13 protein-coding genes are annotated in these 15,177 nt (G+C 57.4%); 6 read left to right on the forward strand and 7 right to left on the reverse strand.

The window, feature by feature from the left end; translation table 11 throughout:
- The first annotated feature begins 187 nt into the window (after positions 1-187).
- The 4 genes from metH to N6L25_RS04660 all read left to right on the forward strand — a co-directional run bounded on the left by metH (position 188) and on the right by N6L25_RS04660 (position 6,752).
- On the forward strand, positions 188-3,886 hold the full coding sequence (gene metH, locus N6L25_RS04645) for a methionine synthase (RefSeq protein WP_271978392.1): 3,699 nt from the start codon (positions 188-190) through the stop codon (positions 3,884-3,886).
- Positions 3,887-3,936: 50 nt separating this feature from the next.
- Positions 3,937-4,182: a DUF2970 domain-containing protein gene (locus N6L25_RS04650; RefSeq protein ID WP_271978394.1), complete on the forward strand. Its 246-nt coding sequence runs from the start codon at positions 3,937-3,939 to the stop codon at positions 4,180-4,182.
- A 421-nt stretch (positions 4,183-4,603) separates the two neighbouring features.
- Positions 4,604-6,256, forward strand: coding sequence for a nitrite/sulfite reductase (locus N6L25_RS04655; protein WP_271978396.1), 1,653 nt, complete (start codon positions 4,604-4,606; stop codon positions 6,254-6,256).
- On the forward strand, positions 6,249-6,752 hold the full coding sequence (locus tag N6L25_RS04660; RefSeq protein ID WP_271978398.1) for a DUF934 domain-containing protein: 504 nt from the start codon (positions 6,249-6,251) through the stop codon (positions 6,750-6,752). The genes N6L25_RS04655 and N6L25_RS04660 overlap by 8 nt, the downstream gene beginning before the upstream one ends.
- Positions 6,753-6,811: 59 nt before the next feature.
- On the opposite strand, the gene N6L25_RS04665 is transcribed toward N6L25_RS04660, so the two are convergent.
- Together N6L25_RS04665 and sohB are read right to left on the reverse strand one after the other, a co-directional pair.
- Positions 6,812-7,810 carry a YhdH/YhfP family quinone oxidoreductase gene (locus tag N6L25_RS04665; protein WP_271978400.1) on the reverse strand — a complete coding sequence of 333 codons (999 nt, stop codon included), beginning with the start codon at positions 7,808-7,810 and terminating at the stop codon, positions 6,812-6,814.
- 23 nt (positions 7,811-7,833) lie between these two features.
- Positions 7,834-8,901, reverse strand: a complete 1,068-nt coding sequence (gene sohB / locus N6L25_RS04670; protein ID WP_271978402.1) for a protease SohB — start codon at positions 8,899-8,901, stop codon at positions 7,834-7,836.
- Between the two features lie 402 nt (positions 8,902-9,303).
- Here sohB and N6L25_RS04675 point away from each other — a divergent pair, with 402 nt between their 5' ends.
- Entirely contained in the window at positions 9,304-9,621 is a 318-nt protein-coding gene (locus N6L25_RS04675; protein WP_271978942.1) for an SCP2 sterol-binding domain-containing protein, read from the forward strand.
- 50 nt (positions 9,622-9,671) lie between these two features.
- Here the strand turns inward: N6L25_RS04675 and N6L25_RS04680 are convergent, their stop codons facing one another.
- The 5 genes from N6L25_RS04680 to N6L25_RS04700 all read right to left on the reverse strand — a co-directional run bounded on the left by N6L25_RS04680 (position 9,672) and on the right by N6L25_RS04700 (position 14,119).
- Positions 9,672-10,319, reverse strand: a complete 648-nt coding sequence (locus tag N6L25_RS04680; protein WP_271978403.1) for a multidrug transporter — start codon at positions 10,317-10,319, stop codon at positions 9,672-9,674.
- A 6-nt stretch (positions 10,320-10,325) separates the two neighbouring features.
- Positions 10,326-12,032, reverse strand: a complete 1,707-nt coding sequence (locus N6L25_RS04685; protein WP_271978405.1) for a chemotaxis protein — start codon at positions 12,030-12,032, stop codon at positions 10,326-10,328.
- 244 nt (positions 12,033-12,276) lie between these two features.
- On the reverse strand, positions 12,277-12,984 hold the full coding sequence (dnaQ, locus tag N6L25_RS04690) for a DNA polymerase III subunit epsilon (protein ID WP_271978407.1): 708 nt from the start codon (positions 12,982-12,984) through the stop codon (positions 12,277-12,279).
- Between the two features lie 12 nt (positions 12,985-12,996).
- A complete protein-coding gene (gene rnhA, locus N6L25_RS04695) occupies positions 12,997-13,440 on the reverse strand; it encodes a ribonuclease HI (protein ID WP_271978409.1) in 444 nt (147 codons plus the stop codon).
- Complete coding sequence (locus N6L25_RS04700) at positions 13,400-14,119, reverse strand: class I SAM-dependent methyltransferase (protein WP_271978411.1); 720 nt, start codon at positions 14,117-14,119, stop codon at positions 13,400-13,402. The genes rnhA and N6L25_RS04700 overlap by 41 nt, the downstream gene beginning before the upstream one ends.
- Positions 14,120-14,344: 225 nt before the next feature.
- On the opposite strand from N6L25_RS04700, the gene gloB reads away from it, so the two are divergent.
- Positions 14,345-15,139, forward strand: a complete 795-nt coding sequence (gloB, locus tag N6L25_RS04705; protein ID WP_271978413.1) for a hydroxyacylglutathione hydrolase — start codon at positions 14,345-14,347, stop codon at positions 15,137-15,139.
- The last annotated feature ends 38 nt before the right edge of the window (positions 15,140-15,177 follow it).

A 15,177-nucleotide genomic window follows, 5' to 3' on the forward strand; every position in this document is an offset into this window, starting at 1 on the left:
AACGAATGTGGGACTATTTTAATGGACTTGCCGACAACAAAAAAGACCAAGTAAAACACTCAGTCTTTTGTCCGCGGCGGCAGATTGGCGATAATATCGATAGATCAAATGCATCGGGACGCAATTCCGCAATTTTGCTATGATCTCGCGCCACTGATACTTCCCTGAACCCTCGGAACTGTTTGTTATGACTGATCGCGAAACGCGCCTAGCCTCACTCAACAAGATTTTGAAAGAGCGCATCGTCATTCTCGATGGTGGCATGGGCACCATGATCCAGAACGAGAAACTGGACGAAGCCGCGTTTCGTGGCGAGCGGTTCGCCGATTACGACCGGGAAGTCCGGGGTAACAACGACTTGCTGTGCCTGTCCCAGCCCGACCTGCTCCTCAGAATCCATGAGGATTACCTGGTGGCCGGCGCCGACATCATTGAAACAAACACCTTCAACTCCACCCAGCTGTCCCAGGCCGACTACGGCCTTGAGGCCATCGCTCGTGAACTCAATGTGGAATCGGCCCGGCTTGCCCGCCAGATTGCCGATGAGGTGACCGCACGCAATCCGGACAAGCCGCGTTTTGTTGCCGGCGCGGTGGGGCCCACCTCCCGCACCGCCTCCATATCGCCCGATGTCAACAACCCCGGGTTCAGAAATGTAGATTTTCAAACCCTGGTGGACAATTACTACGAGGCGGTCGGCGGCTTGGTCGAGGGTGGCTCTGACCTGATCCTGATCGAAACCGTTTTCGATACGCTGAACGCCAAGGCCGCAATTTACGCCACTCAACAGTATTTTGAGGACAGCGGCATTTTCTTGCCGATCATGATCTCTGGCACCATTACCGATGCCTCTGGCCGAACGCTTTCCGGCCAAACCACCGAGGCGTTCTGGAACTCCATCGCCCATGCCCGGCCCATCTCCGTAGGCCTTAACTGTGCCCTGGGCGCCGACGCCCTGCGGCCCTACGTCGAGGAGCTGTCCAATCGGGCGACCACCTACGTCAGTGCCCACCCCAACGCCGGCCTGCCCAACGAGTTCGGCGAATACGACCAGTCGCCGGAAGAGATGGCGGAGATTGTCGAAGGCTTCGCCCGGGACGGGTTCCTAAACATTATCGGCGGCTGCTGCGGCTCCCGACCGGATCACATCGCCGCCATCGCCAAAGCGGTTGAAAAGTACCCGCCCAGGCAGATTCCTGACATCAAGCCGGCGCTGCGCCTGTCTGGCCTGGAGCCGTTCACCGGCGACGAGAACACACTGTTCATTAATGTGGGCGAACGGACCAACGTCACCGGTTCCAAGCGTTTCCTCCGTCTGATCAAGGAAGAACAGTACGAAGAGGCCCTCAGCGTAGCCCGGGACCAGGTTGAAAACGGCGCCCAGATCATCGACATCAACATGGACGAAGGCATGCTGGAGTCCCAGGACGTGATGGTCACGTTCCTGAACCTGGTGGCCTCGGAACCCGACATTTCCCGCGTCCCCATTATGCTGGACTCCTCGAAATGGGAAGTGATCGAAGCGGGCTTGCGCTGCGTCCAGGGCAAGCCTGTGGTCAACTCCATCAGTCTCAAGGAAGGCGAAGAAGAGTTCATCAAACGCGCTCGCGATTGCATGCGCTACGGTGCCGCCGTGGTGGTCATGGCGTTTGACGAGACCGGCCAGGCCGACACCTACGAGCGCAAGACCGAAATCTGCCAGCGTTCCTATGACGTGCTGACTGGCATCGGATTCAATCCTGGGGACATCATTTTCGACCCCAACATCTTTGCCATCGCCACTGGCATCGAAGAGCACAACAACTACGCAGTGGATTTCATCAACGCCACCCGCTGGATCCGCACCAACCTGCCCCACGCCTCGGTTTCCGGCGGTGTCAGTAACGTCTCGTTCTCTTTCCGTGGTAACGACGTCGTTCGCGAGGCGATCCATTCGGTGTTTCTGTACCACGCCATCAAGGCCGGCATGAACATGGGGATTGTCAATCCCGGACAGCTGGTGATTTACGACGAAATCGACCCCGAGCTGAAAGAGCTGGTTGAGGACGTCGTGCTCAATAAGCGCGACGACGCCACCGACCGCCTGCTGGAAATCGCCGAACGCTACAAAGGCAAAGGAGGCAAGACCCAGGAAGAGGATCTGGCCTGGCGCAAGTGGCCGGTGGAGAAACGCGTCGAACACGCGCTGGTCAAAGGCATCACCACCTACATCGTAGAGGACACTGAAATCTGCCGGCAGGAGGCCGCACGCCCCATCGAGGTCATCGAAGGTCCGCTGATGGATGGTATGAGCGTGGTCGGCGACCTGTTCGGTGACGGCAAGATGTTCCTCCCCCAAGTGGTCAAGAGCGCTCGCGTGATGAAGCAGGCGGTCGCCCACCTGATCCCGTTCATTGAGGCGGAGAAAAGCGGAGGCCAAAAAGCCAAGGGAAAAATTCTCATGGCCACGGTCAAGGGCGATGTGCACGATATCGGCAAGAACATCGTCGGGGTGGTGCTGCAGTGCAATAACTATGAAGTGATCGATCTTGGCGTCATGGTGCCCTGCGACAAGATTCTCGAGACCGCCCGGAAAGAAAACGTCGACATCATCGGGCTGAGCGGCCTGATCACGCCGTCCCTGGACGAAATGGTCTACGTTGCCCGCGAAATGCAGCGCCTGGACTTCGACATTCCTCTGATGATCGGTGGCGCTACCACCTCCAAGGCCCACACCGCGGTCAAGATCGAACCTCAGTACAAGAATGACATTGCCCTCTACGTGGCCGACGCCTCCCGCTGCGTGAACGTCGCTTCCCAGCTGCTGAGCGATACCGCCAAGACCGCCTTCGTTGACGCAGCCAGAACGGAGTACGACGAGATCCGCGAGCGCAGAAAGAACCGGGGCGACCGGGTCAAACTGGTTTCCCTGAACGAAGCCCGGGAGCGCGCAACGGAACTCGACTGGAGCAATTTCACGCCGTCCAAACCGGCCTTTACCGGTATCCGCACGTTCGACGACTATGACCTGTCCGAACTGGTGGACTACATCGACTGGACCCCGTTCTTCATTTCCTGGGACCTGTCCGGAAAATACCCCGCCATCTTCGACGATCCCAAGCGCGGTGACGCCGCACGCACGCTGTTTGACGATGCCCAGCGCATTCTCCGCCAGATGATCGATGAGCGGCGCGTCACGGCGCGAGGCGTCATAGGTTTCTGGCCAGCCAACCGACGGGGTGACGACATCGTGGTGTATCGCGACGAATCCCGCAGCGAAGAACTCACGACTCTGCACCACCTGCGCCAGCAAGACGAAAAGTCACCCGGCAAGGCCATGTCCGCGCTGTCGGATTTTCTGCTGCCTGAGGATGCCGGACAGTGCGATTACGTTGGCGGTTTTGCTGTGACGACCGGCATTGGGGCCGAAGAACTCGCCAACGAATACAAAGAACGCAACGACGATTACAACGCCATCATGGTCAAGGCCCTCGCCGACCGTCTTGCGGAAGCCTTTGCAGAACGTATGCATGAGCGTGTGCGGAAGGAATTCTGGGGCTATGCTCCCGAGGAAACGCTGGCCAATGAGGAGCTGATTCGAGAGCGATACCTCGGCATCCGCCCTGCGCCCGGTTACCCAGCGTGCCCGGATCATACCGAAAAGGCGGCCTTGTTTGAGCTGCTGGATGCCACCAGGCAAACCAGCATCGAGCTCACGGAACACTTCGCCATGTTCCCGGCCGCAGCCGTGTCGGGCTGGTACTTCGCCCACCCCGATTCCAAGTATTTTGCCGTCGGAAGAATTGGCCGCGACCAAGTTGAAGACTATGCTGAACGAAAGGGCGTATCACGAGAGGATGCCGAACGCTGGCTAGCCCCCAGCCTGGCCTACGATCCGGCGGAATAACGGAGACTGATGCCGGGAGCCAGCCGTGTCGAACGGAGGGAGATCGCACCATGACCAATCGGAACGAAGACACCGCTAAAACCGCTGGCCACAGGCAAGGCACCAGCAGCCCCGGTGTTCTCAAGGTGATGCAGAGCATTCTTGCCGGCGCGTTTGGCGTTCAATCCAACAAGCGCCGGGAAGAAGATTTTGCCAGCCACAGCCCCTGGCCTTACATCGCTGCGGGTGTGCTGTTTACGGTCGGCTTCGTGGCCACCCTGATCCTGCTGGTGCAATGGGTCCTGGCAACCAGCTAGCGACAGCTATTGGCCTGACACCCAGGTCACTGCAAACGCCACCACCAGAAACACCAGAACCACTGCCGCAACGGCATCGACCTGACTGTCGGTTCGGACACTCTTCTTCATCACGCCACCTCTATTTTCGTTATTGATTGTCGTTATTGGTTGTCGTTATTGATTGTCATTATTGAGTGCTGTCAGAGCAGTCTTCCTGGTCGCCCAACCGGCGACCTCACTATGCTGGCCGCCAGTCCGGCGACTTCCTTAATCTAGGCCGGGATGCCCGTTTCGTCCAATCCGCAGCAAGGCCATTGATATAGAATTTATATCGCCTTAATCGATAACCATATTTTGAAATAATCATTTTAACAATAAAGCAGGGATGATATTCTCCCCGGCAAAATAGCCAGCAATCTTGTTAGCAGGAAGTTCCGCTATGTATGTTTACGACGAGCACGATCGGCAAATTCTGGCCGAACGGGTTGCCCAATTCCGCCACCAGACTGACCGGGCACTGGCCGGCGAGCTGAGCGAAGAAGAGTTCCTTCCACTGCGTCTTCAAAACGGTTTGTACGTTCAACGCTTCGCGCCGATGCTGCGTATCTGTGTGCCCTACGGCATGCTGCGTGCTGAACAGCTGCGACGCCTGGCACGTATCTCCCGAGATTATGACAAGGGCTATGCCCACTTCACCACTCGTCAGAACGTCCAGCTGAACTGGCCAAACCTGGAAGACGTACCGGACATCCTCGCCGAACTGGCTGAGGTTGAGATGCACGCCACCCAGACCAGCGGCAACTGCATTCGGAACACCACCACCGACCAGTTTGCTGCCGTTCAGGACGACGAGTTGGTTGATCCTCGTCCTTACTGTGAGATTATTCGGCAGTGGTCCACCTTCCACCCCGAATTCGCGTTTCTGCCCCGTAAGTTCAAGATTGCGGTAAACGCCTCGGAGCACACCGACCGTGCCGCCATTCAGGTTCACGACATCGGGCTCCAGATCGTGAAAAACGACGCCGGTGAACTGGGCTTCCGGGTACACGTGGGCGGCGGCCTGGGCCGCACTCCGATGGTGGGCCCTGTCATTCGCCAGTTCCTGCCGGAGCATGACCTGTTGACCTACCTGGAAGCCGTCGTACGGGTGTACAACCGTTACGGCCGCCGGGACAACAAGTACAAGGCACGCATCAAGATTCTGGTCAAGGCGCTCACTCCGGCCGGGTTTGCGGAGAAGGTTGAAGCCGAATGGGCTCACCTCAAAGACTCCCCCACCAAGCTGAACGATGGGGCTATCGAACGGGTGAAGGCTTTCTTCACCGAGCCGGCCTACCAGACCGTCGCGGACCAGAGTGAAGCGCTCGCCAAGCTGCGCTTCGAGAACAAGGCCTTCGATCAGTGGATCAGTCATAACGTCGATACCCATAAGAAAGCGGGTTACGCCATCGTCACCTTGACCGTGAAAGAGACCGGCACCCCTCCTGGCGACGTTAGCGACCGACAGCTGGAAAGCATTGCCGAGCTGGCCGAAACCTACAGTTTTGGCGAGGTTCGAATCACCCATCAACAGAACGTCGTTCTGGCGGATGTCCGGCAAGACCAGTTGTTTGATCTGTGGCAGGCAATCACCCCCCTGGGCTTTGCGACGCCAAACCTCAACACCCTCACCGACATCATCTGCTGTCCTGGTGGTGATTTCTGCGCCCTGGCCAATGCCAAGTCGATACCGGTTGCTGAAGCCATTCAGCGACGCTTCGACGACATGGATTTCCTCTACGACCTGGGCAACATCGACCTGAATATCTCTGGTTGCATGAATGCCTGTGGCCACCATCACGTTGGCAACATTGGTGTACTGGGTGTCGACAAGAAAGGTGAAGAGTTCTACCAGATCAGCCTGGGCGGCTCCTCCCACCATGACGCCACGATTGGCAAAATCCTGGGCCCCTCCTTCGCCCGTAACGACATGCCTGACGTAATCGCCAAGATTATCGACGTGTACGTCGCAAACCGGACCGAAGAAGAAGAGTTCCTCGACACCTACCGCCGTATTGGAATTGATCCTTTCAAGGAGCGCGTGTATGCCTGACATCATCACTCAAGACGGCACCATCAAGGCAGACAACTGGACCGTCGTGGCTCGCCCGGCGGCTGGCGACTCGCTTGAAGTCCCAAGCACTCCGGCGCTGATCCCGATCGATTTGTGGCTGGCGGGCAAAGAGCATTTCGAGGGCCGGGACGACATCGGTGTCTGGCTCGACAGCCACGACGAACCGGAAACTCTGGACGGTGTGGTCAACGAACTGCCCCTGATCGCCGTCAACTTTCCCAAGTTCGCCGATGGCCGAGGCTACAGCATTGGCCGCCTGCTGCGGGAACGCTACGGATACAAGAATGAGCTGAGAGCCATTGGCGATGTCTTGCTTGACCAGCTTCAGTTTATGAAACGATGCGGCTTTGATAGCTATGCACTCCGCGCCGACAAGGACGCCAGCAAAGCGAAGGAGTGCCTCAACTTCTTCAGCCAGGGCTATCAGGCTGCCACCGATACGGACGTTCCGTTGTTCCGTCGCCGGAGTTCCTGACCGCGATGAGTTCGGGCGCCCCTTCCAGATAGCGGAAGGGGCGCGCCGAAGCGCCTTCCCTAAAGCGCGTGATCCAGTACCACCTTCCCTGAAGACGCACCCTCAAGAAACGCTCCCAAGGCATCCCCAAGATCTGCCCGACCGATCGTGCGCGCATGGGCTTCAGTCTGCGGGCACCGCCAGGGTCCGGCCAGTTTCTGCCAGACCGCCTGTTTCGCATCCAACGCAATCTCCACCGAGTCGACACCCAACAGGTTGACTCCGCGCAGGATAAACGGTAGCACCGTTGTCTCAAGTTGCGGACCCGCAACCAATCCGCAGCAGGACACCGACCCGCCAGGCTGAATCTGCTTGAGCAGCTCGGCCAGCGGCGCGCCACCTACGGTATCAATACCGTGAGCGTAACTCGGCCTCAATAGCGGCTTTTTCTGTTCCGCCAGCGCGTCCCGGCCAACGACCTCGGCGGCCCCCAAATCTTTGAGCACTCCGACCTGGTCCTCTTTGCCACTGATGGCAACAACCTCAAATCCCAAGGAAGCCAACAGCTCCACGGCAACGCTGCCTACGGCGCCACTGGCACCCGACACAGCGACCCGTCCGTCTTCAGGTTTGGCGCCAACCTGCAGCAGCTTGGAGACGCACAGTCCTGCGGTTAATCCAGCGGTGCCATATACCATGGCGCGAGCCGCGTCCCAGTCCGACGGCATGGGCACGCACCAGCGAGCTGGCACACGAATGTATTCTCCAAACCCGCCGGCGGTATTCATGCCCAGATCGTATCCGGTGACAATGACCCGCTCACCGACCGCAGGCGTGCCACTCGCCGACTCGACAACTTCCCCGGCGGCGTCAATACCCGGTGTATGCGGGTAGTTCCGGGTCACGCCTTTATTGCCAGAGGCTGACAGCGCGTCTTTGTAGTTGAGCGAAGAATGGGAAACCCGGATCAACACCTCGCCGTCCGGCAAATCACTGGTTGTGAGGGCCTGTTCAGACCCCACATATTCGCCGTCCTGCTCCACGATCCGCCATGCTTTGAATGCGATATTTGACGTCATCTTCTTCACTCCTGACTCGTTTCTTATTGCAGTTTTTGATTGCGAAAGGCGCCGGCGACACGCCAGAAGGTATGCTCGATGGCCGCGGTTGTGGCCAGGCCGAGCCGCTCCGGCAGCGATCGCTTGTGGTGGAAGCCAACCGACACCACATCTGCCCGCTCACACGCCTCTATCAAATACTCGTCGGAGGTCTTGATTTCATCAATAAGCCTAACGTCCAAGGCCCGTTTCCCGAACCAGATGTCGCCGTTGGCTACCGTCGCGATATCGAGATCGGGTCGGCGTTGGCTGACATACTCTTTAAACAGGCCGTGAGTGTCCTCCAGATCGGAAAGGAACTTCTGCCGGCCCTTCTCGGTGTTTTCGCCAAACACCGTTAAGGTTCGCTTGTGCTCGCCGGCGGTCAGCACCTCAAAATCCACATCGTTCTTTTTCAGTAAGCGATGGAAATTGGGCAGCTGAGCGACCACACCAATGGACCCCAGGATGGCAAACGGCGAGGCGATGATCTTGTCCGCTACACACGCCATCATATAGCCGCCGCTGGCGGCCACTTTATCCACGCAGGCGGTGAGGGTAACCCCCTTGCTGCGGATTCGATCCAATTGGGCAGCCGCAAGGCCGTAGGAATGCACCAGCCCTCCCCCGCTCTCCAGCCGGACCACCACTTCATCAACGCCCGGCTCGGCGACACTGAGCACGCCGGTAATGGATTTGCGCAGGCTATCGGTATCACTGGCCTTGATATCACCTTCGAAATCGATCACGAAAACGCGCTGCCGGCGGGCTTCACTGGCGCCGTCTGACGATTTCGCCTGCTGCTTGTGTGACTTCTCTTCGGCCTTGCGCGCCTTTTTGCGGGCTTTTTGCCATCGCTTGAGCTCATGCTCATCCAGCAACCTCGCCTCCAGCGCCTCTTTCAAACGGCGATAGCGATCGTTCAGCTTGCGGGTACGGAGCTCGCCATCTAGCCCCTGACCTTCCCTGTCTTTCTGGGCCGCGGAAATAATGGCGGATACTAGAACGATAACCGCGACCACCAGGGTGACGGTTTTCGCCAAAAACAAACCGAATTCTGTCAAAAATTCCAATGGGATTCTCCAACCTTGGCATCCATGAATAGTGCGTTGCCGATCAACGACGTTGGTACTGAGTCAGTTAGTAAGTACCTCGTCAGTTAGTAAGTACCTCGTCAGTTGGTACCTCGTAAATGGCACCTTGCGATTGGCACCTCGCAAATCGAACGCATCCGATTGTAACTGAGGATCGCCAGGGAACAAGGTATTAAGGCTGCTCAGTCAGGCCAGACGAACCGAAATGCAAAATTTAAACGAGCGTTCGATCGGGCTTGACAGGGCCTAGCCCTCAACCTAAAGTCGAATGGCTACACAGGATCGCCAGCGTGAAAGACTCACCATTCTGCTAGGCTGCGATCCGTGAAGAAACACTGTTAAGAAACACAATGAAGCGCAAGCCAATTTTATAAGGGTAAAATAATGTCTGTAGCTCAGGTATTTGAAAAGCTCGAACAGAACTTCAACGCAGACGCCGCCTCTGGCCTGGATCTCATTTTCCAGTTCGACATTGAAGACGACAAGACCTACCACCTGGTCATCAACGATGGCACTTGCAAGCTGGTCGAGGGTGCTAACGACGATCCTTCCGTTACCCTGATCATGAACTCCGAAACCCTGCAAGGCATCGTTTCCGGCGAAACAGACGGCATGCAGGCGTTCATGGCTGGTCAGCTGCGCGCAGAAGGCGACATGATGCTGGCAACCAAGCTGGGTGAACTGTTCACCATGGGCTAAAGATCGACCGATCTTTTTCCGGAAGCCTGCCAGCCGGCGGGTTTCCCGGTTCACTCCCCCCACAGTTTTACCGCGTCCCTCGCTTCGTCATTCATCGCCACAGCAACCAATCCGCTGGAAGACAGCTTGACGGCGAATCTGGCCCGATCTTTCATCGGCATGAAGGTTGCGTTCCCATAGATCCCTTCGACAAAGGGTAAATTGAACACCTGATCCCACGCCCAGATATCCGGCCAGCCATCGGACGCCAAGTCAATTACGGTACGGGCGGCCTGCAGTTCATGCTCCAGGGATAGATAGCGCCCTCCCAGTCTTTCCAGGCGATACCCCGGAGACACTCCCAACCAGCCCATGGGGCCGCCGAAGCGGACAATTCTCGCATCCACTTGCCACTGGTCGCCACTTAGGTGATGAGTTTCGGGAGGGACGCCCGCTCGCTGTATCGTCACATTCCAGGACTGCGGCGCCAAATTGTGCACTTCAACAGTCGCCACCACGTCCATGCCGGCCAAGGTCTGGTAATGACTCATGCCGGCGGCCAGCACTAGCGAGTAGCCGCCTGCAAGTAGCAGTGCCATCGCGAGCATGCCCTTGAGCCAACCAAGAAACCAGCGCGGACGAACAAAGAATGCCATTCCACCCAACACCAGCAGGCCGCCAAATACGGCCATTAGGGTGATGGCCGACTGGTAAGACATGAAAACTTACAACCCTACATCATCAAGGGAAGATTCCGCCAACTTAAGCAATTCGGGATTGCGGTCATCCCGACTGCCTACGCTCTCAATGTAGTATTCAAGCGACGTCAAGGCGTCGGCCAGCGCTTCCAGAACCTGTCCAGAAGGCGCGCCCTTCTCATCAAGCAGATTGCGCTGAATGGAATTGGCCACCCGGTTGAGTACGCCGGCGGCCTGCGAATCCTCCACCAACTCAAGCCCACCCCAGATGCTGTGGAGCGTGCCCGGAAGGTTCGCCAGGTGCAGCTTGTCGTAGTTGGATTCAACAAAGGCCGTGATGGCTCGCTTGGCAAGGGTGAGCGCACTTCGAGCCTCGTCCGCCACCACAAACATCGCCTCTTTCAGGTAGAGAGACTCTTCCCGGCTAGATTGGAGCTGAGCCAGGGCGTCGGTTTCCGATGTGATCCCGTGGTGCACCATCTGAATAATGGCCCCTTCGATCGCCAGCACCGAATCCGCAAGCCGAAACAGCTCTTCTTCTCCAGGCAGCCTGGACTCGGCTTCCCACTGGCGAAGCTTGACCGCCTCTCCCCGCGCCGCGTCTGCCAGTTTCTTAAGGTCAAGCATCACCAGGGTGTTTGCCAGACGCTCCAGCGTGGAGGCGATGGCCGCAAGTTCAGCCAGGTCCGGCTCGATACCCCGCTCGATGATATCCAGTTTGTCTTTTAGCTGATTAAGCTCTTCCTGCAGCGCTGTGGAGAGTGACTGCAGGACATCGGTGCCCGGACCGTACAGTCTTTTGCTATGAGCTTCGAACATCGAGTCCGAATAGTCCGCCGGATTCAGGTTGAACGCCGACAACACAGCCGTGACTTCGGGGTTGGCCGAGCCACTTCGATAGAGCAGATAAATCAGCTCCTTGATCAGGGAGTCCGGCGCGTCTTTACCCGCGGCAACCCGGCCCACGTAAACAATTTCCCGTGAATAACGTTCGACCCTCATCAACAAACGCTTACGGGCCTTGCCAAACCCCATGGCGCGATCAAGCATGGTATCGGCCACGGTGGCAACCAGGCACCACATCTGAGCCATGGGCTCTCCCGCACACAACCGGACAAAGCCCCGGGCCGCACGGCCAATCAGTTTCTTACTGACGTCTTCGTTGCGGTTGCGCAACACACCCAACAGCGCGACCTGAAAGGTCAACCGCATCCGCCGGGCCATGATTTCAAATTCCCGCTCATCGCCCTCGAAAGGCTCTACGGAAAGGGTCTTACAAAAATTGGGGCGACGCTTAACGTCCAAGTCAAAGAAGCAGGATTCCTGATAGGGTTTCTCGCGCCGGGCCTCGCGCAGTTCGTTAATAACCGGCAACAGCAGTTCAGGATGATCTTCCCGTTGCTGGTGGTAATACTCGACGTAACGACGGAGGATAAAAAGCGCGCTGTTCAGGGCGGTCAGCAGGATATTTTTGTCGTCGTTGGCACCGACCGGCACATCGTTGGCCAGTGAAACCGCCTCCTGGCATAACAGAGATCCGCCGCGAAGCTCAACCAGCACAAAGATACCCCTGAGCTGGTTAATGTAATCGACGCAGTTCTGCAGATCTTCCCCGCTTTCCCTGTTTTCCTGAAAGCGCTCCAGACTGGTTTCCGACTGTCTGATGGTCTGCTCAATTTCACTTTTGACCAGGTCAAACGACTGTGACTTCGTCGCTAATGACGACTGAACCATAAACGCTTCCTGTTCCGTGTGCGGGGCGAGCCGCGTCCTCTTTATTATTCAGGCCTGGCTCAATACGAACATTGTCCGGGAGGCATCTTGAGTCCGTAAAAAACTGGCGAACTAACCATTACTTATATCACAAAACTCAAGCACCTCAAGAAACCCTAAATGTAACAATAAGTACACTCTGACCCAGTTCTCACCTGACCTCGCTCTCACCCAAGGGCGACGAGTGGATGAGAATCCTTCCGGGCTAGGCGTCGATCAGCTTGCCCCACACCGTTTCGCCGGCGGCCTTCTCGATCACCCCCAGCAGCTCATCATGAGCCTCAACCTCTTCGGCGCTGGCCCTCACCACCGCCAGCTGGGGACGGCCAGGCGCCAATCTGCGAATGCCTGCGCTATCGCCCTGCTTACCTTCATTTTCATCCAACGACAACGCGGTTTGACCGCCGGTCAGCAGCAGAAACACATCGGCCAGGATCTCGGCGTCGAGCAACGCCCCGTGCAGGTCCCGGCTGCTGTTGTCCACGCCATAGCGCTTACACAGCGCGTCCAGGTTATTCTTCTGCCCCGGGTGTTTTTTGCGAGCGATGGCCAGGGTGTCGACGATGCCGCAATGGTCTGCAGTTTTGCGGACTGGTTTCAGGCGAGCGAATTCGGCGTCCATGAAGCCCACGTCGAACGCCGCATTATGAATCACCAGCTCGGCACCCTTGATGAACTCAAAGAATTCGTCGGCAATTTCCTTAAACAACGGCTTATCGGCCAAAAACTCGTTGGTGATGCCGTGTACGGTAATTGCTTCGGCTTCCACTTCCCGCTGCGGGTTGATATAGACATGGTAGTGCCTGCCGGTGAGCTGACGCTCCATCAGCTCGACACACCCTATCTCGATGATCCGGTGCCCCGCATTCGGATCGATACCTGTGGTTTCGGTATCCAGCACGATTTGTCGCATTTATACCTCCAACTAAGCCGAAATCAGTTCATCGACGCCACGATTGGCCAATTCGTCGGCAAGTTCGTTATCCGGCACACCGGCATGCCCCTTGACCCAATGCCAGTTGACCGTGTGTCGCGCCACTTCCGCATCCAGCGTCTTCCACAGATCGTCGTTCTTCACCGGTTTGCGGGCAGCGGTTTTCCAGCCGTTTTTCTTCCAGCCGGCCATCCACTCGGTAATCCCCTTACGGACATACTGTGAATCGGTGTACAACTCCACGGCACAGGCCCGCTTGAGCAGCTTCAGTCCCTGAATGGCCGCCATTAGCTCCATTCGGTTATTGGTGGTGTTCTTTTCACCACCGTGCAACGTCTTCATGGCATCGCCATAGCGCAGAACCACACCCCAACCGCCGGGACCAGGGTTGCCCTTACAAGCCCCGTCGGTATACATCACAACCTTGTTTGTCATTCCGATTCCTAATGGTTCGTATGTATCCTCGCGATGCACCAATCGCCCCCGCTCCAGGTAGAGCAACCACGTTATCCGGCCGCCATACCGGTCTTGCCTTGATCAACGCACCGATACGCTTGGTGGCAAGGATACAGTAATAGGCCCCAATCGGCAGGAATCGATGGCCGCCAAATCGTTCGAGCTTGAAAAACCTTTCAAGTAAATTCTGATTTTGTACTGGCAACCTCATGAAATAGCAGGAGGATTTCTCCACCTCAAAGTCGAGTAAATTGAGCCAGTCTTCCATCCTGGAGCGGAACAGAAAGCGCCCGCCCCAAGGACCACTCCGATTCCGGCTGAGCAGCTTGCCCAGCCCCCAGAAACTCAACGGATTGAAGCCGATAACCACCAGCTGCCCTCCACCCCGCAGGATCCGCGAGGCTTCTCTCACCACCTGGTGGGGATAGGCCGAGAAATCCGCGGTGTGGTGAAGGATCACCAGATCCATGGAACCATCAAAAAAAGGCAGCTCATCGCCATCGCAAATAACCACGTTCTCCGGAAGGTCCTGGCACCAATGCGGGGTTGAGATAAACCTGGTTGTGAAATCGCACCCGGCGGCTAGCGGCAAACGATGACTGATGCCCACCTGCAACAGGCGAGCTCCGGGCAGAACGTCCGCCAGCACCTTGTCCACACAGCGCCGCTGGTCCGAGATCAGGGCACGTCCCAGCGGAGTCTGAAACCATTGTTCGAAACTTTGGTAACGTTCGGAAAAACTAACAGTGACCGGTTTCATGGTGCGCTTTCCCACAATCGCCTCCGTTATCCCGCCCTGCGATGGTGGTTGTATCCGGGTTGGGGCGCGTTATTGATTGTTCTATCATAGCAGTCACACCCACCAGCTCCTACGTGAGAAAACATGCTGCGCATCCATCCGATTCCGGCGTTCAACGACAATTACATCTGGTGCCTTTCCGACCGCGACAGCGGCAAGGCGCTGGTGGTCGACCCCGGCCATGCCAAGCCCGTTCTGGACCACCTGGAACAACAGGGGCTTCGACTAGACACCGTCTTGGTGACCCACCACCACCCGGATCACGTCGGAGGCATTGCCGAGCTGGCGCGGCACGCGCCCGGCGTGCGGATCGTTGGCCCTCGGACATCGCCCTATCGTGGTTGCACCGAATCGGTTGTCGCGGGTGATCGGGTGATGTGGGAAACGCTGGCCTTCACGGTGCTGGAAGTGCCAGGCCACACCCTCGACCATATCGCCTACTTTACGGACACGGAGATCCACGGACGCCCCGTTCTTTTTTGTGGCGATACCCTGTTTGTCTGTGGCTGCGGCCGGCTGTTTGAAGGCACACCCTCTCAAATGCGATCCTCGCTGGAACACCTTCGCAGCCTGCCCGACGAGACGGCCTTCTACTGCGCCCACGAATACACGCTCGCCAACCTGAAGTATGCACGCCACTTGCTTCCGCAGGATACCGGATTGGCCCAGTTTGAGGCCGAATGTCAGCGGCGTCGTGATCGCAACGAGCCAACGGTGCCCGGCATTCTGGGGCAGGAACGATCCCTGAACCCGTTCCTGCGCTGGGACGACCCGGACGTGGTTGCCGCCGCATCTGACTACGCCCGTTGCCATGGCTTGGCGGAGGAAGGAGCGGACGCCGTGTTTGCTGCGGTACGCCACGGCAAGGACCACTTTTAGGGTCCGTTCACGGCCATCGTTAACAAATCCTCTCAATG

Source organism: Marinobacter sp. SS21, assembly GCF_028369065.1.
GTDB lineage: Bacteria > Pseudomonadota > Gammaproteobacteria > Pseudomonadales > Oleiphilaceae > Marinobacter.

What these genes read in the sequence shown, in the direction of transcription:
- metH (WP_271978392.1), top strand. Translation starts at nt 188, where the DNA reads ATGACTGATCGCGAAACGCGCCTAGCCTCACTCAACAAGATTTTGAAA.
- rnhA (WP_271978409.1), bottom strand. Translation starts at nt 13,440, where the DNA reads ATGACAAACAAGGTTGTGATGTATACCGACGGGGCTTGTAAGGGCAAC.
- N6L25_RS04660 (WP_271978398.1), top strand. Translation starts at nt 6,249, where the DNA reads ATGCCTGACATCATCACTCAAGACGGCACCATCAAGGCAGACAACTGG.
- N6L25_RS04680 (WP_271978403.1), bottom strand. Translation starts at nt 10,319, where the DNA reads ATGTCTTACCAGTCGGCCATCACCCTAATGGCCGTATTTGGCGGCCTG.
- dnaQ (WP_271978407.1), bottom strand. Translation starts at nt 12,984, where the DNA reads ATGCGACAAATCGTGCTGGATACCGAAACCACAGGTATCGATCCGAAT.
- N6L25_RS04665 (WP_271978400.1), bottom strand. Translation starts at nt 7,810, where the DNA reads ATGACGTCAAATATCGCATTCAAAGCATGGCGGATCGTGGAGCAGGAC.
- N6L25_RS04685 (WP_271978405.1), bottom strand. Translation starts at nt 12,032, where the DNA reads ATGGTTCAGTCGTCATTAGCGACGAAGTCACAGTCGTTTGACCTGGTC.
- gloB (WP_271978413.1), top strand. Translation starts at nt 14,345, where the DNA reads ATGCTGCGCATCCATCCGATTCCGGCGTTCAACGACAATTACATCTGG.
- N6L25_RS04655 (WP_271978396.1), top strand. Translation starts at nt 4,604, where the DNA reads ATGTATGTTTACGACGAGCACGATCGGCAAATTCTGGCCGAACGGGTT.
- N6L25_RS04650 (WP_271978394.1), top strand. Translation starts at nt 3,937, where the DNA reads ATGACCAATCGGAACGAAGACACCGCTAAAACCGCTGGCCACAGGCAA.